Raw genomic sequence first — 18,914 nt, 5'->3', positions numbered from 1 at the left:
AATTAGTTATCAATCGATACTTTTTCTTCAATTTGAATGAATGTTTCAATAAAGTCACCTTTTTTGATATCATTAAATTTATCAAACATAATACCACACTCATAACCATTAGCAACTTCTTTAGCATCATCTTTAAATCTTTTTAATGATGAAATTTTACCAGTGTATGTTACAACACCATCTCTAATAATTCTTGCATGACCACCTCTGATTACTTTACCATCTGTTACTAAACATCCAGCAACTGTACCAATTTTTGGAACAACGAATGTATCTCTAACTTCAGCTTGACCAGTATTTTCTTCTCTAATAACAGCAGACATCATACCAGATAAAGTATCTTTAATATCATCAATTAAATCGTAAATAATAGAGTAAGTATTAATAGTAACACCATCTGCTTTTGCTTTACTTTTAATAGAACCAGTAGGTCTTACATTAAATCCTAAGATAATACATCCCTCAGAAGCATTTGCAAGAACTAAATCAGATTCAGTAATACCACCAACTGCTGCATGAATAACTTTAACTTTAACTTCTTCATTTGCAATTTTTTCTAATGAACCTTTAATAGCTTCTAATGAACCACCAACATCAGTTTTAATAATTACAGGAAGAGCTTTAATTTTACCTTCTGCAATTAATCCACTCATCTCTTCTAAAGAAACTTTTGTTGATTTAGATAATTCTTTAGCACGTGCATGTTCAGCTCTAGTATTAGCAATTTCTCTTGCTTCTTTTTCAGAATCTTGACCTACAACAACTGCACCTGCAGCTGGTACTTCATTTAATCCAAGAACATTACCAGTTTCTGATAATCCAAGTTCTTTAACTGGTTTACCATTATCATCAGTAATTGCTTTTACTCTACCGTATGTAGTATCACAAACAATATTATCACCAACTTTTAATGTACCATTTTGAACAATAATAGTTGCAACTGGTCCTCTTCCTTTTTCAAGTAAAGATTCAACAACAGCAGCTTTAACTTTTGCAGTTGGGTCAGCTTTAAGTTCTAATATTTCTGATTGAATAAGAATATTTTCTAATAAATCATCAATACCTTCACCTGTTTTAGCAGAAACACCAATAAATTCGATATCTCCACCCCAATCAACAGGAGTCATTTCTCTTTCAGCCATTTGTGCTTTAACCATATCCATATTTGCTGTTTCTTTATCAATTTTATTAACTGCAACAATAATTGGACAACCAGAAGCTTTTGCATGTGCAATTACTTCTTCTGTTTGAGGTTTAACACCATCATCAGCAGCAACAACAATAATTACGATATCAGTAATTGCAGCACCTCTTGATCTCATAGCAGAGAAAGCAGCATGCCCAGGAGTATCTACAAATGTAATTTTTTGATCATCTTTTGTAACTGTATAAGATGAAATATGTTGTGTAATTCCACCAGCTTCACCATGTGCAACTTTTGAAGATCTAATTTTGTCTAATAATGAAGTTTTACCATGATCAACATGTCCCATAATTGTAACTACAGGAGGTCTTGTTGTAAAGTTAGTTTCATCAATCTCTTCTTCATGGTAATCTTCAATATAATTAACATCTTCTAGAGCATCTCTAACTGTTACTTCAATTCCAAACTCTTCACCAAGAATTTCTAATTCATCTTGTTTTAAGAAGTCATTTTTAGTAACAAGCATTCCTAAACCAAATAAAACAGAAATAACTTCAGATGCAGATTTACCACAAGCTTCAGCAAATTCATAAACTCTAATATCTTCAGGAATTGTAACTTCTGTAATTACAACATCTTCTTGAGTTCTAGCAATTCTTTTCTTTCTTTTTCCTCTTTTTAAACCTTGAGGTCTATTACCAAATGCAGCTGGTCTTGAACTTCTTGATTGTTTATTATTATTTTGAGGTTTTGGTTCATCTAATAATTTTGATTTATCAGATAATCCCATATCTAATAAAACAACTTCTTCACCTAATAATGAATCATTAGTCATATTAGAGAAATCATCAGAACCTCTTCTATCTACGTCAAGTCTTCTACCATGATCTTGAGCTTTTACGTTAGTTCTTTTTTTATCTTTTTTAGATTTTTTATGTTCTGCAAGATCTTTTGATGTATTATCATCATTATTATTACCAAGAATTTCACTAAGAGATTTCATTTTCTTTTTTGGTTGAGAAGCTTCTTCATTAAATGTTACTTCAGGTTCAACAACCTTTGGTTTTTTCTTCTTAACAATTTTAAGACCTCTTCTTTTTGGAACGATCTTTTTAGGTTTATCTTCAGCATCATTATTAGCTTCAGATTTTTGTACATCTTTAGATTCTATTTTTTCAGCAGACTTATTATCGTTTGGTTTTGACTCTTCTGTAGTTGATGTAGTTTTAGCATCAGCTGTTTGTGTTACATTTTCTTCTATTTTTTCTTCTTTCTTTGTTTCAAGAACTTCTTTAGGTTTAGATACTGTTTTTTTCTTTTCTACTGGTTTTACTTCAATTTTTGAACTTTTACCAGTCATTATATATTTTGTGATTTCTTCAGCATCTTCAAATGATACCGCGCTTTGAGGTGATTTAAGCTCAATATTTAAATCTTTGGCTTTAGCGATTACATCTACACTACTAGCCCCTGCCTCTTCTGCAATTTCATAAACTCTTACTTTATCTGACATCTGTTAGCATCTCCTTAAGTTGTACAACATAGTTATCTTTATTTTTACACTCTCTAAAAAGTGATTTTTCTAGTTTTTTATATTCTTTTTGCTTAATATCTGATTGTACTATTTTTATACAATCTTTACAGATATAAAAACTTCTGCCATTGTTGTTGTATGGTACAAGTTTTTTATCTTCGCATTTTAGTCGAAATAGTTCTTTTTGCTCGTATTTTTCTCTACAAACAATACAAGTTCTTAAGCTCTTTTTTGGATTTGTCAATCATTATACCTAAAATAATCTTAATTTCGAAAAATTAGATTTCAATTTTAACACCAACATTATCAAAATCTGTAGAGAAAACTTTAAAATGTGGGAATCTAGTTTTTAATGCTTTTTCAATTTTTCTTGCATCTTCTGCATAACAAATTGAAAAGAATGTTGAACCTGAACCTGATAATGTACTCATTAATGAACCAGCTTTTAAAGATGTTTTTTGAACATCAAATAATTCAGCCATTTGTTTCATTCTATATTTTTGATGAATTTTATCCATAGATGCAGTTCTTAGCATTTTCCAATCTTCACTCATAAATGCAGCAGTTAATAAAGATGAATGTGCAATATTAAAGATTACATCTTCTTTTGAATATTTAAAAGGCAATGCTTTTCTTGAAAGTTGAGTTGAAATTGGTCTATTTGGAATAACAACAACAGCTTTTAAAATATTAGGTATTGCTTTATTAATAAATTTCACTTCATCATCTTGAACAGTTGCAACATTAAATCCACCCATTACAGCAGGTGTAATATTATCAGGATGATTTTCATAAGCAAGTGCAAGATTTAAAAGTTTATCTTTTTCTAATTTAATCCCCTCAATTGCATATGCAGAAGCAATAGCTGAAACAATTACAGCTGAAGAACTACCTAATCCTCTTGATAATGGAATTTCATTAAAAAATTCAAATCTAAAATGTCTTTTTTTATGAGATAAGTTATGATAAAAATCATTAAAAATTGAGATAAACATATTGTTGTCTTTAAGTACTGGGTTATTTGCACCCTCACCTTTTAATGACACACTATGAAATTTTGCTGGTCTGATAATTACTTGGTTTTTCATAGCAATAGCTAAACCAAGAGAATCAAAACCTGGTCCCAAATTAGCACTAGTTGCTGGAACGCTTACTTTCATCTATTTCCTTCTTAAACAGCTGGTAAATTATATATTGGCAGTGTTTCTTTACTAAAATTTATTTTTTTTATACACGTAGGTAATTTAAAGTCGCGTATTATACTATCTTTTTCTAAAAAATCTACTTTAATTTTATTATTCTCATTTATAAAATATTTTTTACCTAAAGCTTTAATAGGAGAATTTTCATTAAATTCAAAACCATTACAAGCATTAAGCTCTATATCTTTGCTGATACATATAGTTTTTAAAAAAACATAAGCAACTTTTATTGCCATATAAGAACCTGGAGAATTTACATAATTAATTTTTCCAATATTGTAACTTTTTAATAACTCTTTAAATAAAGTAGGTAATAAATCTGAAGTTTTACCCTCAAGTTTATACTCTTTTATTAATTCTTTATTTTCATAAACCCCAATTAATAAAGGGTTTGAAATACTTATAACTAAAACTTCAATCAATTATTTAACCTTATATTTCTACTTTTGAATAAGCTAATTCAAATACTTCTGCTTCACTACTTGCTTCTTCTAAATCAATAATCTCATAATTTGATTCATCTGAATAAAGCTCTTTTGTTAATAAATGATTTAAATGATGAGAACCTGCAATTGCATCATATTCTCCAACAAGTGTATAACCTAAAAGTGCCATATCACCAATTGCATCTAGTATTTTATGTCTTACAAATTCATTGTCATATCTTAAACCCTCAGGATTTAATATCTTACTTTGGTCAAGAACAATAGCATTTTCCATTGAACCACCTTGAGCTAAACCAATACTTCTTAGATATTGAACTTCATGTAAAAACCCAAAAGTTCTAGCTCTTGAAATATTCTCTTTATATTCAGCAATTGAATAATCAAAATGAAAATTTTGTTCACCAATTGATGGATGATCAAAATCAATTTTAAAATCATAAACAATTCTATTAGATGGTTTTAAGCATACTTTTTTACCCTCAGGTGTAGTAACAGTTACTTCTTTTTTAATTTTAATTGCTTTTTTTGATTTCTCTAACTCTTTAATTCCAGCTTCTTCAATAAGCATACAATAACCTGAAGAACTTCCATCTAATACAGGTACTTCATCATTATCAATTACAACTCTTAAATTATCAATACCATAAGCATATACAGCTGATAATAAATGTTCAATTGTAGAAATTACAACATTATCTTTTCCAATAACAGTTGCCATTTTTGTATCAACAACGTTTTCTATTTTTAATGGAATTGTTACACCTGCATCAACTCTGTAAAAAATTATTCCCATATCTGAATCTAATGGTTCAAGTCTCATTTTAACAGGTACACCTTTGTGTAATCCTATACCTACAATTTCTACAGATTTTTTTATTGTTCTTTGTTTCATTTGCTATCTATCACTTTCTTAGCTTGACTTATAGTATTAGTCACATTTAGCTTTATCCAATTTCTATCCATCCACTCTTTTGGATCAACTTCTATTCCTTGAACTAAGACACCAAAATGTAAATGATCTCCAAATACAGCTCCTGTTGAACCAGTATTAGCAATTTGTTGACCTGCTTTTACATTATCATTTAAATTAACATTTGATCTACTTGTATGTGCATATAGAGACGATAATCCATACTTATGGTCAATAATTACAGTATTTCCATATATTCCTAAGTAATCATTATAAATTACTTTTCCAGCATTTGTAGTAAAAATTTTTGCTCTTTTTATACTTCCCCAATCCATTCCAAGGTGCCATGCTTCATCAATTTTTTCATTATTATAAAAATAATGTCTTCTCTCACCAAATCCTGCAAATTTCATACCTGATGGTAATCTTCTAAATGCTTTTAAATTAAAGTTAGAAATTTTTTCTTTATTCATATAATTTAAACTAACTTCTTTTATAGTTTTAACATTTTGTTCTCTTAAATCTCTATTTTCTTTTATAAAAATCTCAGTGCCATCTGATGGTATTTCATAACCACTTTTACTTAAAACATTTTTACTTACTTTTTCAATAAATTTATCAGAAATTTTTATATCATCAATTTTTTGCTTTAAACTTTTAATGTATAAAGGTACTTTTGTAATAGTTTGGTTTTTAGCTTCATCAATTGCAACTAAATTCACACCTTCAAAATTTTCTCTAAATATTGGCCATGCAATAATAGCAAAGTAGTAGTTATCTTTATAAAATGGAATTAATTCAAATCTATCTTGATTATTAAAAGATACATAAAAATCTTTTAAATTTTCATCTTCAATTTGAGCAATAACAACAGCACTTCCACCTTGTCTTATTAAATAAGAGTTAGTAATTACATTTGCAATTGGTCTGATATTATCAACTTTTACTTTTACTTCTTTTACTAAACTATTTCCCTTAAAGAAATTCCATTTACTCGTATCAAATACTTCTAATTTTAGTGTTACTTCTTTTGGATGATACATAATATCTTGCTTTGGTGCAATAATATTTAAATCTAAAGAACCTTTTTGTTTTGAAATTACTTTTGTATCAAGAATAATTGTTCTTTTACCATCGTTATATGTAATTTTGTAAGATTTTATTTCATTATCATCAGATAGATTTATTGGCAATGGAGATTTTAAATTCCAAAATAACTCACTTCCTAATGATGTTTTAGGTTTGTTTTTCTCAAAAATAGGCGATAAAAATACGAATGCCAAAGTTGATATAATTGTAATAATAAATATATATACTAATAACTTGATTGCTTTATCATTTTTTTTTCTATTCATATAACTCAAAAATTTCCTTTAATACTAATTGTTTTGCTTCTTCGATATTTGTTGTATTTATACTGCATCCAGCTGCATTATAATGTCCACCACCGTCGAAGTAACCGGCTATTTTAGATACATCTGTTTTATCTTTAGATCTGATTGAAATTCTTGTTTTACCTTCTACGATTCTTGCAAAAAAAGCTATTTTCACAATTGCCATACTCATAATCATATCAAGTGCATCTTCACAATCACGATTATGAGCACCTGTTTGTTTAAACCATTCTTGCGTTGCTATAATACTTGCAACTTCACCTTCTTTATATAATTCAAGACTATCTAATACTTTAGGGATGATTCTATATTTTGCTAAAGAGTCTCTTCTTAATAACTTATTTGCAATTCCTGATGGACTTGCACCACATTGAACTAAGAAGTTAACTTTATCAAATGTTAATTCATCACATCTTCCAAGTGAAAATGCTAATGAATCATCATAAATACCAACATATAAAGCTGTTGCTGAACTTTTAGTGATATATAAACCATTATGCTTAAAAAAATCATATACAATTTCAGCTGTTGAGCTTTTTTGTGGATCTACGATATTAATCATCCCAAAATTATTATTTGATTTATGATGGTCAAAATTGATTAGTGGAATACTTGGATCAAGCTTTAAACCTAATCTTGGGTATGTTCCACAATCAACACTTATTGCTAAATCAAAGAATTTAGGAAGTTGGTCAGTGATTTTATCAAATCTATCAATAAAATTTAAGTTTTCAGGTAAATCAGAACTTACGTTAAAAACTTTGTGTTTTATCTTATTTTCATGAAAAAATATCGATAAGGCTAATGCTGATGATATAGTATCAGCATCAGGGTTTACATGCGTAATAATTAAAATATATCTACTTTTTTCAATAAGTTCTAAAGCTTGTGTATAACATGACATATCTATTTTATTACTAACTATAAAATCCTTTTTCAATACTTTCCCTTTTTTTTAAATATAAATTCTACGTAACTATTAATAATGAATAGTTAACAATATTTTTTATTTTTAGTCAAACTTCATTGAGAAATCTAACCAAGTAGCTTGATGTATAATACTTCCACTACTAATTGCATCAACTCCAGTTTTTGCATAACCTCTTATTGTATTTAAATCAATATTTCCACTAGCTTCTAATAAAATATGAGGATAGTTTTCATTTCTATATTTTACAACATTTTTAATTTGTTCAGGTGTCATATTATCACACATAATAATATCAGCACCAGCATCCATTGCTTCTTTTACTTGCTCAAATGTTTCACACTCAATTTCAATTTTTGTAACCCAAGAAATTCTTTTTCTTGCTTTTTTTATAAACTCTTTTAAGTTTTTAATTGTTCGTAAGTGAGTATCTTTTAACATTAAACAATCATCAAGACCTAGTCTATGGTTAATTGCACCACCAACTCTTGAAGCATATTTTTCAAAATCTCGAAGTTGTGGTCTTGTTTTTCTAGTATCTAATAAAACAACATCCGTTCCTTCCATTAATTTTGCATATTTATTTGCCATAGTTGCAATTCCAGATGCATGTTGAAGTATATTTAAAAAAGTTCTTTCACTAGAAAGTAAAATTGAAGCTTTTCCTTCAAGTTCAGCAATAACATCACCAGCTTTAATCACATCACCATCATGTTTTAAAAACTTACAATCAAATTTTTCAGTTCTTGCTAATACTTTTGCATATTGAATTCCTGCAATAATACCATCAGATTTAGCAATTGCACGTGCTGTAAATCTACCTTTTGGAGCAACATCGAAGAATAAATCCCCTCTTCCATTATCTTCAATAATGGCATTTTTTACAAACTTCTTAATATTAATCATACTTCAAACATCCTTTCTAATGCTACTTTAGCCCATTTTGCTGTATCTTCTGACACTACAATTTCATTCTCTTTTGATAAATTTCCATCTTTGATTGATTTTAATGTTTTATAAACATCTTCAAGAGTAGTTTCATTCATTGTTGGACATTCAGGTTTTGTTGAACTTAAGATATAAGTATTTTTATCTCTTAATCTATTAACCATATTAAACTCAGTTCCAACAGCAATTTTTTGTTCAGCTGGTAATTCTTTTATAAACTCAATTAACTGAGAAGTAGAACCAACAAAATCAGATGCATCACAAACACTTGGGTCACATTCTGGATGAACTGCAATTAAAATATCAGGATATTTTTCTCTATAAAATTCAATATCTTCTACTGAAAACTGTTGATGAACAGAACAAAAACCATTATAACAAATAATATCTGCTTCATTTAAATCACTTCCATCACCAATTACAGATGACTTTAAATTTAATGATTTGGCAAAGTTTTGTCCCAAACATCTATCAGGAACAAAAAATATTTTTTTACCTGATTCTAAACCTTTTTGAATAATTTTATAAGCATTTGATGAAGTACAAACCATTCCACCCATAGCTCCAACTTTAGCTTTTACAGCTGCACTTGAATTTATATAAGTAATAGGAAGAATATCTTCATTTTTAATTCCGGCTTTATTCATAATTTTTAGATTTTCTTCAAAATAACCTTCATCAATCATTCTTGCCATTGCACAACATGCAATTTTTGGCATTAATACTGTTTTTTCTGGACTCATAACTTTTACGCTTTCACCCATAAAACCAACACCACAAAATACTACATATTTAGAGTCTGTTAGCATTACTTTTTTAGCTAATTCTAAAGAATCTCCTGTAATATCTGCTAAATCAAATACTTCATCTCTTTGGTAAAAGTGAGCTACAAGCGTTACATCTAGCTCTTCTTTTAGTTTTATTATCTCTTCTTTTAAATTCAAAATAAACCTTAACAAATGTTTTTAAATGATAATATAACTAAATGTTTGTTATAATCCATTTAATTAAATTAAACAATCATATAATTAACATTATATACAAAGGTAATAAATGGACTTTTTTACGAATGCAAATATATTATTTTATCTTGCAGCCTATCTAATTGGATCTATCCCTTTTGGATTATTATTAGCAAAGTTTTTTGCAGGAGTTGATGTTAAAAGTGCAGGAAGTGGCTCAATAGGTGCTACAAATGTATTAAGAGTTGTAAAAGAAACAAATCCAAGTTTAGCAAAAAAACTTGGAGCTGCTACTGTTATATTAGATGCACTAAAAGGTACACTTGTATTATTAGTAGCTATGAATATGGGCATGAGTGAATCTACACTTTGGACAATTGCTGTTTTATCAGTTTTAGGTCATTGTTATTCTATATATTTAGGACTTGAAGGTGGGAAAGGTGTTGCAACAGGACTTGGTGTATTTATAGTTTTAATTCCAATACCAACACTAATAGGTGCAGCTGTTTGGATAATAGGTGCAAAAGTATTAAAAATTTCATCTCTTTCATCGCTAATTGGTTTAAGTGCAGTTGTAATATCAGCTGTATTTATGAAAGATGGATTAGATGTTGGTTCTAACGTACCTATGTATATTATTGCTTTTATTATCTACTATAAACATATACCTAATATCATTAGAATGATAAAAGGTGAAGAGAAAAAAGTAATATAGTGAAAATTGAAATAACAGACCTAACATTTAAATGTATTATTGGTATTCTTGATTTTGAAAGAGTTAAAAAACAAAAAGTTGTAATAAATATCTCTTTTGAATATGAATACCAAAAAGACTACTTTATAGATTATAGTGAAGTTTCTAATTTAGTAAAAACTATTATGAAGAAAAAAAAGTTTTTACTTTTAGAAGATGCATTATTAATTATTCAAAAAAAACTAAATAAAACTTATAAAATAACTAAGTTAAAAATTAAGATATCAAAACCTGATATCTTAAAAGACTGCATTGTATCATTGAGTTGCTAACATAGCATGAACAAAGCATTAATGCTTTGTAAACAAAAATCCCCCTAAATTAACTAATAATTAACAAAAAAAGAATAATTTTTAAGAATAGTTTAAAAATTAGTGGTGTAGAATGGTCACAACGGTATGTCGGATAAAGTTTCAAAAATAAATTTTGGATGAGTTCGCGCGCTCCGACAGACTGAAAAATGATTTCGAAATTTTAGGAGAACAAATGAAAAAAATCGCAAAATTAAGTTTAGTAGCAGCAGTAGCAGTAGCAGGTTTATCAACATCTTTATCAGCTAAGGCTTTAGAAGAAGCAATCAAAAATGTAGATGTATCTGGTACAGTTGTATATAGATATGATGATAGAACACAAGAAAATGATACAGTTTTAGGTTCAAATAATGAATCTAATAATAGTTATAAGATTGCTGTTAATTTAAAATCTAAAATTAATGATGATTTAACTGCTAATACTAGAACTGTTATAGGTGCTGGAACTACAGATATGGCTGCAGTTGGTGGATCAACAAAAGCATCTGATGGTGAAGCTGCATTTGCATTAACTCAAGCAAATTTTGCATATACAGGTTTAGCAAATACTACAATTATTGCTGGTAAACAAGCAGTTCCATCTCCATTTGCTGTTCAAGCTGATGCAGCTGGTAATGAAGATACAGGTACGGGTATTACTGCAGTTTATAATGCAGGAATTGTTACAGTTGCAGGTACTTATTTAAACCAAACTAACCTTGAAGCGATTGAAGGTCAAGATGTTGCTGGTTTAGGTTTAATGGCAAATGCTGGTCCAGTTGCTTTAGATGCATGGTACTTAAATGTTAAAGAAGGTGCAGCAACTGGTGCAGCAAATTCTGAACATGCAGCATACACAATTGGAGCTAAAGCTAAAATTGATGTAGTTTCATTATACGCTAGATATTCAGCAATTTCTCATGATTTTGCTAATCAAGATACTGAGTCTTTATGGAAAGTTGGAGCTAAAGCTAAACTAGGTATGGTTGGTTTTGGTGTTGATTACGGTCAAACAAATGATGTTGATAGTGTATTAACTGGGGCTTCATTAACTGGAGATGCAGATGCAGCTACATCTATGCAAGGTTGGGGATTAAATCTTGAGAAAAAAGATGATGCATCTTTATTAAAATTAAATGTTAATGCTGATGTAATGTCTGGGATTAATTTATCAGCAAACTATAATACATTAAAAGTTGATAGTGCAACAGATGAAGATGCAACTGAATATTATGGTCAATTAACACATAAAATGGGTAAAAACTTTATGTATTATGTAAGAATTGGTCAAGTAGATGTTGATAATAATACTGATGATAAAGGTACTAGAGGTAGACTTCACGTACAATACTCTTTCTAATAACAAAGATATATACTACTAAACTTCAAAAAGGTTAGAGATTTTTCTCTAACCTTTTTTTTTAAATACTGCTAAATTTAAATACTATAAAAAGAAATACTATGATAAAATATTTTCACAATATTAAAGGATATATATGAAATTTCTTACAAGTTTACTTATTAGTTCACTTTCGCTTACTATTTTAAATGCACAAACAACAATGTGTTTTAAAGAAAATCATAAATCAATGACTACTATTGAATCTACAAAATTAGATGGTGGATTATGTGCTAGTAATACAAGTGTTAAAGATATGGTAAAAAATGGTTGGAGTGTTGATGATATTAAAATCAATAAATCAGATAATGGTTTTAACTATATCTATATTTTCAAAAAACAATCAATAAATACAAACTCTACTTTTGTAGCAAATGAGCAAGATTTAGAAGATAAAATCATGGCTAGAATCAAAAAAGAAGAAAAAATAAAAAAAGAGATTGTTCAAAAGAAAAAAGCACAAGCAAGTTATGAATCAGGAAAAATAAAATATACAAAATCATGTCAATCTTGTCATGGTGTAAATGGTGAAGAAGAGTATGGTACTTCAAGAGCTATAAACAATATTAATTTAGAAGATTTTAAAACTATTATGAGAGATTATGCAAATATGTCTTATGATAGAGGTCAAGCTTCTGTAATGTTCCCATATACAAGTACTGTAACAAGTGAAGATATTGAAAATATTTATGAATATCTTAAAAAAGTAAATAAATAAATATTAGACTAACTATAATTTATACAACATTTTAGTATAATCCCCTTTTAAGAGGATATACTAAATGGATGCATACGAATACTCAGAATTATTAAAACTACTTAATACTAAATTGAAAAATATCAAAGGTATTTTAAAACCTGATGATTTAAATATTAGATTAAAACAAATCGAAGAATTAGAATCAGAACAAGACTTTTGGAATGATGTAGATAATGCTACAAAAATTGGTATTGAAAAAAATAGAATTTTATCAAAACTAAATAAATACAATAAAGCAAATGAAGCACTTAGCGGAACTAATGAATTATACGAATTAGCAAATGAAGAAAGAGATGATGATACATTTGAGCTTTTATATGAAGAAGCGAAAGATTTAGATGAATTAATCAAATCAACTGAAATATCAGTAATGTTATCAAACCCTGATGATATTTCAAATGCTATTGTTACTATTCATCCAGGTGCAGGTGGAACAGAATCACAAGATTGGGCTTCTATGTTATATAGAATGTATCTAAGATGGGCTGAAAGACAAAACTTTAAGATAGAACTACTAGATTATCAGCCAGGTGATGAAGCTGGAATAAAAGATGTATCTTTTATGATTAAAGGTGAAAATGCTTATGGATACTTAAAAACAGAAAATGGTATTCATAGATTAGTAAGAATTTCTCCATTTGATTCAAATGCAAAAAGACATACATCATTTGCTTCTGTTATGGTAAGTCCTGAAGTTGATGATAATATCGCTATTGAAATAGAAGATAAAGATATTAGAATTGATACATATAGAGCAAGTGGTGCTGGTGGTCAGCATGTTAATAAAACTGAAAGTGCTATTAGAATCACACATATTGAGACAAATATTGTAGTTCAATGTCAAAATGATAGATCTCAACATAAAAATAAAGCAAGTGCTTTAAAAATGCTAAAATCAAGACTTTATGAATTTGAACTTGAAAAGCAAGCAGCAGAAAAAAATGGTATTGAAAAAAGTGATATTGGTTGGGGTCATCAAATTAGATCTTATGTAATGCAACCATATCAACAAGTAAAAGATACAAGATCAAATATTGGCTACTCAAATGTAGATGCAATTTTAGATGGAGATATCACAAAAGTTATAGAAGATGTGTTAATAGCAACTTCAATATAACTTTTTATTGATTTTTTAGCCATTTTTTAATTACTTTTATGTCATTTTTATATATACTCTTCTTTTAATTTTAAGGAGAATAAATGAAAATAACAAAATTAAGTATGGTAGCTGCTCTTGCAGTATCATGTCTATCAACTGCTTCTGCAAAAGATTTAGCAGAAGCTATTAAAAATGTTGATGTTTCAGGAACTGCTGCATATAGATATAATGATTATGAAGGTGCAAGTGATGCATCTAATAACTATAAAATAGCTGCAACTTTAAAATCTAAAGTTAATGATGATATTACTTTTAACTCAAGAATAATTATTGGAGATGGAACTACAAGTCCTAAATCAATTAATACTAATGATGCTGATACTGAAGCAAAATTTGGATTATCAGAAGCTAACTTTTCATATTCAGGTTTAAATAATGCTACAGTTACATTTGGTAAACAAGGAATTGCTACACCATTTACAGTTGCAAGAGATTCAATCGGTGCAGAATCTACAGGAACTGGTGTATTAGCTACATATAATCTTAAGCCATTAACAATTGCAGGTGCTTACTTTAATCAATCAAATATTAATAATGTTGCAGGTAAAGATATTGCTACTGTTGGAATATTAGGTTCATTTGCTGGTATTAATGCAGATGCATGGTTTATTGATGTTAATGATGTTGCAAAAGCATATACTGCAGGATTAAACGCTTCTTATGAAGTTTCAGGTTTAAAATTAAATCCATCTATTAGATATTCAGAACAAGATTATGATGCGAATAATGACGAAATATCTACTTTTAAAGTTGATATGGGTCTAGCTGTTGGTATTATTGATGCATATCTTGGATATGGTAAATCTGGAAAAAATGGTGCTGTTGCATTAGATGGTAACTCATCAGATACTACTTTTGATCAACACTGGAGAGTTGGTTTAATTGACCAAGCTGATTCAGAAATTTTATTTGCTAATATTGGTGCTCAAATTGCAAATAATGTTCATGTATCATTAAAACATTCTAACCTAGATGCAGTTGCATCTGGAGATGATAGAAAAGAAACTTATGCACAAGTTGCTTATAAAATCTCTTCAAACTTCATGACTTATGTAAGATTTGGTGAATATAAAGAAGAAAATACTAAAGCATCTACTAGTGGTAGATTACACGTACAATACTCTTTCTAATTCAAATTAGAATATAAGTAAATATATAGAGCCTTTGGTTCTATATATTTTTTAAATTTATCTATTACAAATAGTTGTATATGCACAATACATACAAGTAGATTTTTCTTCACACTTATCAAAAGATATTTCATTTTTTGATATTTCTTTTAATTCATTAAACTTTTCTACTAATAACTCAAGTTTTTTATCTAAAGCTATTTCTTCTACTAATAATGTATTACTTAAATCATAATAATAAGTATTGATTTTATCTGTATTATAAAGAGCACTCATAGCAAGATAATAAAATTCCAATTGAAAATCTTTTGACTTATCAAAATTCTTTAATGTATCAACTTTTAAAGCACTTGAAGTCTTATAATCAATAACTTCATAATAATCCCCAACTAAATCAATTCTATCAATAACTCCCTTTATTTTAATATCTTCAAAACTAATATTAAAAGCCTGTTCACATGATATTACTTTTGCATTTTCTAGTCGTTTTAAATCATAATCAAAAAACTCTTTTATCTTTTTTTTCCAAATTTCTAAATCTAAAATTAAAAAAGGATTTTCACTTCTATATTCATTAAATAACTCTTCTAATTTAAAAGTAGAATCACTTTCTAAATATAGTTTTTCTTTATAAAACTTCTCTAAAATAGTATGAATAATACTTCCAAGTTCAAAACCTTTTGGTTTTAAAGAAATTGTATGTTCATAAATTTTTAGAATATATTGTAAATAAAATTTTCTTTTACACTCTAAATATATTTTAAAAGAAGTTGCTGACCATTCAAATTTGGTTAAATCTATTTTGTCTACTATTTTTTCATCAAAATGTGAGATATTATGATTATTATATAAAATATGCTTATATGAATTATCGTTTATATCTGTACTTATTTGTTTATCAAAAAGTTCATTTGCAAATCTTGATATTTGATTTGTATCAGAGTTTACATAAGAAACAAATACATTTTTACATGATGTTATTAATCTTTTATAATAATACTTTTGTAATGATTCTCTATCAAATTGTGTTGGTAAGTTTGATAATTTTTTTATTTTTGATGATAAGAACTTATCTTTTACAGATTTTTTTGGAATAAAACTTTCATTAAAATCACAAATAATAACTGTATCAAAATTAATTGACCTAGTTTCTAACAATCCTAAAACTGTAATTTTTCCTGAATTTACATCATCTAAAGTTATTTTTGATATTTTTTGTAAAAATATCTTATATAAATCTTTTAATAAAATATGATTTTCATGTGAAAAAAGTAAGATTTTTAATTTATAAATAACTTCATCATATTTTTCTAATATTTCTTCATTCTCTTCAAATGATTTAATATAATCACATATAAAATCAAAATTCTCTTTTGTTGATATTTTTTTCCAAATAGTTTTTATATTTTTATCAATATACATTTTATCAAGATTTAAAAACTCAATATTTTTACTATTTTTAATTTCATCTTCATTTAAATAAGAGTTTATTGCAAATGCAACTTGGTATAGTTTATAATTCTTAATACTTCGTCCCATAGCGTAGTTAAAATACTTCTCATTATCAAATAACTGTATTACAGAAGCAAAACTCTCATCAGGTAATACAAGTGCTATATCTGATGGATTAACGCCATTTTGTACACTTTTTACAATTGATGATTTTATATATGAGATTTGATTAATTCTTGAATTAAATCCTTTAATTTCTAAAGAGTTTAATTTATTTTCAATTTTATCTTTTTTTATAATTTCTTTTTGAGATAAATCAATTTTATACTTATAATCAATTTGAATTTCTTCATTTAAACTATCTTTAAATACTTCAAGCGATTTTTGATTATATTCATTTGAGTAAAAATTTATTATTAGTTTTATCTCTTTTGAAATATCATTTATCATATCAAATTCTACTTTTGTAAAGTAACCTTCAAAGACTAATTCTATATTTTCAAATTTCTTTAAAAAATTTTTATTTATTTTATAATGCTGTGATATATTTATTCTATCAACATAAGAGTTTTCATCTAATATTTGTAAATAGTTTTTTCTAATTTCTTGTAAGATTTCTAAGTGTTCAATATAATAGTCATAAGTATCAATACTTTTAATACTTTCAATATCAACTTTTTCACTAGATAGTTCTAAAAAGAATCTGTAAATATAATCATTTTGTTTTAAAAATTTTGTAAAATTATCTGAAATACCTAATTTTTTAACATTTGTATTTTTAATTGCCTCTTTTAAAAATAAAAATCTTTGTTCTTCATCACAATATTTTTTATCTTTTAAAATTATAGATTTTTTAAAAAAATCATCAATAGTTAGAACAAAAGGCAAAAGAGTGTTTATCTCTTTTTGCTTTGTTATATAAGAACGAATTGCTCTTGAAGTTGGAAATATAAGTAGTTTTTGTTTAAATTGCATTTGTTTTTATAAAAATATAACCTACATCATTTCCTACTGTAAATGTACCTGTTATATTCCAGTTATTTTCATATTTGATATCAAAATTAGTTAAATACATATTTGACTCATTTTTAAAATCATTAGGCTTTAGATTTATATCACTATCACTTTGAATACTTTTAGTAACTCTTAAATCAATTTGTACACTTCTCTTTTCTTGTGTATTTTTATCAATTACATTAACTACTAAATTATTTGAACCTAGTTTTAATAAGTTTTTATGATGTGTCTTTTTTTCTAAAACTCTTTGAGAAAGTTTTATATCACTTGTTGTTAGATTTAATTTTTTATTATTTATAATAAACTCTAAATGATATTTATTTTTAAATATCATGTTTGAAGTCATTATATTGTTGTAATTCATATCAACATCTTGGTATGTTTTTAAAAAACTTTGATCTTCATGAACAGGTACTTTAACAGCACTCATAATAGTCCAAACAATCATTCCAAATGTAAATGAAAAAATCCCAATAAATAGTAATGGCCAATAATTTCTTTTCATAGTTCTACTTTCTTTTTCTCATTACAGCATAAATATAAGTTAATAAACCAATTACAACTAATGTGTACATTAATACACGCCAAATTGTACTTGAAATCTTTCCTTGGTTTCCAATACTGCTTTGCAGTTTAATATTTTTTGTAAGAGCAATAGTATCAGCAATAGCTGCATATCCATTTAATGTAGCCGCACTTACTTTTGCAAATAATGTATTTTTATCTTTTGATGCTAATAAAGGAACAACATATCCATTTAAAATATCATCTTTATCGATAACTTTTTCTAAATCTTTACTAAATAAAAGATTCACATGTATATCTTCAACAGCCATAGTCATAAGAACATAAGGTTTTTCTAATGTAGAAACTATTTGATTTTCATAATTTCTAATATAGTCATACTTTTCTTTTGTTTTTATATCTTTTGCTAGTTTTAAACTTGACTTTACATAAAGGTATACATTTACACCTAATTTAGATTTAGTCTCAGCACCAATTTGATTGATTTTTTCCTTTGCTCTTTGATCAATTAAACCATCATCATTTAATATATAATCATTTGCAAATAAGTTTTGTGATAAAAAAAATAGAAGTGAAAAAATCACTCCTATTTTTAAATTGTTAAAAGTTTTCATTTAACCAACATATACTTTTGCAGCATCAAAGTAACCATAATAAGCAGTCATTACAGCACTTACTAAAAGTAAAACACCAATAATTTTTTCCATATCCTACTCCTTATTTACCAGGACCAACAAGTTGGTACTGTTTATGATTATCTGAGCTATTCATTTTTAATCCATTTAAATCTTGATTTATTTGGTAAAAATTATTAGCTTCATTTTGTTGTACTGTTAAAGCATTAGTAACAAGAAATGCTAAAATCGATAGTAATAAAACTACCGCTATTAACATCCCTGTGATACCATGTAGCTTAAATATACCTCTTTCGTTTTCGTTCATTTGTGTATTTCCAGCCAT

The 18,914-nt window shown here is 27.2% G+C and carries 19 protein-coding genes; 6 read left to right on the top strand and 13 right to left on the bottom strand.

Features of this window, described 5'->3' with window-relative positions:
* Positions 1-2: 2 nt before the first annotated feature.
* The 9 genes from infB to nadA form a co-directional block, all read right to left on the bottom strand.
* On the bottom strand, positions 3-2,657 hold the full coding sequence (gene infB, locus ACERKK_RS00270; RefSeq protein WP_373771059.1) for a translation initiation factor IF-2: 2,655 nt from the start codon (positions 2,655-2,657) through the stop codon (positions 3-5).
* A complete protein-coding gene (locus ACERKK_RS00265) occupies positions 2,647-2,922 on the bottom strand; it encodes a DUF448 domain-containing protein (RefSeq protein WP_373771058.1) in 276 nt (91 codons plus the stop codon). Before ACERKK_RS00265 ends, infB begins: the two co-directional genes overlap by 11 nt.
* 34 nt (positions 2,923-2,956) lie before the next feature.
* A complete protein-coding gene (thrB, locus tag ACERKK_RS00260; protein WP_373771057.1) occupies positions 2,957-3,838 on the bottom strand; it encodes a homoserine kinase in 882 nt (293 codons plus the stop codon).
* A gap of 11 nt (positions 3,839-3,849) precedes the next feature.
* Complete coding sequence (locus ACERKK_RS00255; protein ID WP_373771056.1) at positions 3,850-4,302, bottom strand: hypothetical protein; 453 nt, start codon at positions 4,300-4,302, stop codon at positions 3,850-3,852.
* 10 nt (positions 4,303-4,312) lie between these two features.
* On the bottom strand, positions 4,313-5,218 hold the full coding sequence (gene lpxC / locus ACERKK_RS00250) for a UDP-3-O-acyl-N-acetylglucosamine deacetylase (protein WP_373771055.1): 906 nt from the start codon (positions 5,216-5,218) through the stop codon (positions 4,313-4,315).
* Positions 5,215-6,591, bottom strand: coding sequence for a M23 family metallopeptidase (locus ACERKK_RS00245; protein WP_373771054.1), 1,377 nt, complete (start codon positions 6,589-6,591; stop codon positions 5,215-5,217). Before ACERKK_RS00245 ends, lpxC begins: the two co-directional genes overlap by 4 nt.
* Positions 6,584-7,570, bottom strand: coding sequence for a bifunctional oligoribonuclease/PAP phosphatase NrnA (locus ACERKK_RS00240; RefSeq protein ID WP_373771053.1), 987 nt, complete (start codon positions 7,568-7,570; stop codon positions 6,584-6,586). Before ACERKK_RS00240 ends, ACERKK_RS00245 begins: the two co-directional genes overlap by 8 nt.
* A gap of 72 nt (positions 7,571-7,642) precedes the next feature.
* Positions 7,643-8,464 carry a carboxylating nicotinate-nucleotide diphosphorylase gene (nadC, locus tag ACERKK_RS00235; RefSeq protein ID WP_373771052.1) on the bottom strand — a complete coding sequence of 274 codons (822 nt, stop codon included), beginning with the start codon at positions 8,462-8,464 and terminating at the stop codon, positions 7,643-7,645.
* Positions 8,461-9,450 carry a quinolinate synthase NadA gene (gene nadA / locus ACERKK_RS00230; RefSeq protein ID WP_373771051.1) on the bottom strand — a complete coding sequence of 330 codons (990 nt, stop codon included), beginning with the start codon at positions 9,448-9,450 and terminating at the stop codon, positions 8,461-8,463. The genes nadC and nadA overlap by 4 nt, the downstream gene beginning before the upstream one ends.
* 109 nt (positions 9,451-9,559) lie before the next feature.
* Between nadA and plsY the strand changes: the two genes are divergently transcribed.
* The 6 genes from plsY to ACERKK_RS00200 all read left to right on the top strand — a co-directional run bounded on the left by plsY (position 9,560) and on the right by ACERKK_RS00200 (position 14,960).
* On the top strand, positions 9,560-10,183 hold the full coding sequence (gene plsY, locus ACERKK_RS00225) for a glycerol-3-phosphate 1-O-acyltransferase PlsY (RefSeq protein ID WP_373771050.1): 624 nt from the start codon (positions 9,560-9,562) through the stop codon (positions 10,181-10,183).
* Positions 10,183-10,494: a dihydroneopterin aldolase gene (locus ACERKK_RS00220; RefSeq protein ID WP_373771049.1), complete on the top strand. Its 312-nt coding sequence runs from the start codon at positions 10,183-10,185 to the stop codon at positions 10,492-10,494. The genes plsY and ACERKK_RS00220 overlap by 1 nt, the downstream gene beginning before the upstream one ends.
* A 214-nt stretch (positions 10,495-10,708) precedes the next feature.
* Entirely contained in the window at positions 10,709-11,872 is a 1,164-nt protein-coding gene (locus tag ACERKK_RS00215; protein ID WP_373771048.1) for a porin, read from the top strand.
* Positions 11,873-12,008: 136 nt separating this feature from the next.
* A complete protein-coding gene (locus ACERKK_RS00210) occupies positions 12,009-12,629 on the top strand; it encodes a cytochrome c (protein WP_373771047.1) in 621 nt (206 codons plus the stop codon).
* 64 nt (positions 12,630-12,693) lie between these two features.
* The gene (prfB, locus tag ACERKK_RS00205) at positions 12,694-13,788 is read left to right on the top strand and encodes a peptide chain release factor 2 (protein WP_373771046.1); all 1,095 of its coding nucleotides are present in this window, start codon (positions 12,694-12,696) and stop codon (positions 13,786-13,788) included.
* A gap of 83 nt (positions 13,789-13,871) precedes the next feature.
* Positions 13,872-14,960, top strand: coding sequence for a porin (locus ACERKK_RS00200; RefSeq protein ID WP_373771045.1), 1,089 nt, complete (start codon positions 13,872-13,874; stop codon positions 14,958-14,960).
* A gap of 57 nt (positions 14,961-15,017) precedes the next feature.
* On the opposite strand, the gene ACERKK_RS00195 is transcribed toward ACERKK_RS00200, so the two are convergent.
* The 4 genes from ACERKK_RS00195 to ACERKK_RS00180 form a co-directional block, all read right to left on the bottom strand.
* Positions 15,018-17,387 (bottom strand): PD-(D/E)XK nuclease family protein, encoded by a 2,370-nt coding sequence (locus ACERKK_RS00195; RefSeq protein WP_373771044.1) that lies wholly within the window; start codon positions 17,385-17,387, stop codon positions 15,018-15,020.
* Entirely contained in the window at positions 17,377-17,934 is a 558-nt protein-coding gene (locus ACERKK_RS00190) for a hypothetical protein (protein WP_373771043.1), read from the bottom strand. The genes ACERKK_RS00195 and ACERKK_RS00190 overlap by 11 nt, the downstream gene beginning before the upstream one ends.
* Before the next feature lie 4 nt (positions 17,935-17,938).
* On the bottom strand, positions 17,939-18,568 hold the full coding sequence (locus ACERKK_RS00185) for a hypothetical protein (RefSeq protein ID WP_373771042.1): 630 nt from the start codon (positions 18,566-18,568) through the stop codon (positions 17,939-17,941).
* Positions 18,569-18,671: 103 nt separating this feature from the next.
* Positions 18,672-18,914, bottom strand: coding sequence for a DUF4006 family protein (locus tag ACERKK_RS00180; protein ID WP_373771041.1), 243 nt, complete (start codon positions 18,912-18,914; stop codon positions 18,672-18,674).

The sequence above is a fragment of the Poseidonibacter sp. genome (assembly GCF_041821165.1).
In the GTDB taxonomy this organism is placed as follows: domain Bacteria; phylum Campylobacterota; class Campylobacteria; order Campylobacterales; family Arcobacteraceae; genus Poseidonibacter.
Note: the sequence above shows the minus strand (reverse complement) of the source record. Positions and strands in the feature narration are given on the sequence as shown.

Bases quoted from the DNA above. Each gene is read 5' to 3' on its own strand.
- ACERKK_RS00215 (WP_373771048.1), top strand. From the start codon at position 10,709: ATGAAAAAAATCGCAAAATTAAGTTTAGTAGCAGCAGTAGCAGTAGCA.
- lpxC (WP_373771055.1), bottom strand. From the start codon at position 5,218: ATGAAACAAAGAACAATAAAAAAATCTGTAGAAATTGTAGGTATAGGA.
- ACERKK_RS00245 (WP_373771054.1), bottom strand. From the start codon at position 6,591: ATGAATAGAAAAAAAAATGATAAAGCAATCAAGTTATTAGTATATATA.
- ACERKK_RS00190 (WP_373771043.1), bottom strand. From the start codon at position 17,934: ATGAAAAGAAATTATTGGCCATTACTATTTATTGGGATTTTTTCATTT.
- ACERKK_RS00200 (WP_373771045.1), top strand. From the start codon at position 13,872: ATGAAAATAACAAAATTAAGTATGGTAGCTGCTCTTGCAGTATCATGT.
- ACERKK_RS00180 (WP_373771041.1), bottom strand. From the start codon at position 18,914: ATGGCTGGAAATACACAAATGAACGAAAACGAAAGAGGTATATTTAAG.
- nadC (WP_373771052.1), bottom strand. From the start codon at position 8,464: ATGATTAATATTAAGAAGTTTGTAAAAAATGCCATTATTGAAGATAAT.
- ACERKK_RS00210 (WP_373771047.1), top strand. From the start codon at position 12,009: ATGAAATTTCTTACAAGTTTACTTATTAGTTCACTTTCGCTTACTATT.
- thrB (WP_373771057.1), bottom strand. From the start codon at position 3,838: ATGAAAGTAAGCGTTCCAGCAACTAGTGCTAATTTGGGACCAGGTTTT.
- plsY (WP_373771050.1), top strand. From the start codon at position 9,560: ATGGACTTTTTTACGAATGCAAATATATTATTTTATCTTGCAGCCTAT.
- infB (WP_373771059.1), bottom strand. From the start codon at position 2,657: ATGTCAGATAAAGTAAGAGTTTATGAAATTGCAGAAGAGGCAGGGGCT.
- prfB (WP_373771046.1), top strand. From the start codon at position 12,694: ATGGATGCATACGAATACTCAGAATTATTAAAACTACTTAATACTAAA.
- ACERKK_RS00195 (WP_373771044.1), bottom strand. From the start codon at position 17,387: ATGCAATTTAAACAAAAACTACTTATATTTCCAACTTCAAGAGCAATT.
- ACERKK_RS00185 (WP_373771042.1), bottom strand. From the start codon at position 18,568: ATGAAAACTTTTAACAATTTAAAAATAGGAGTGATTTTTTCACTTCTA.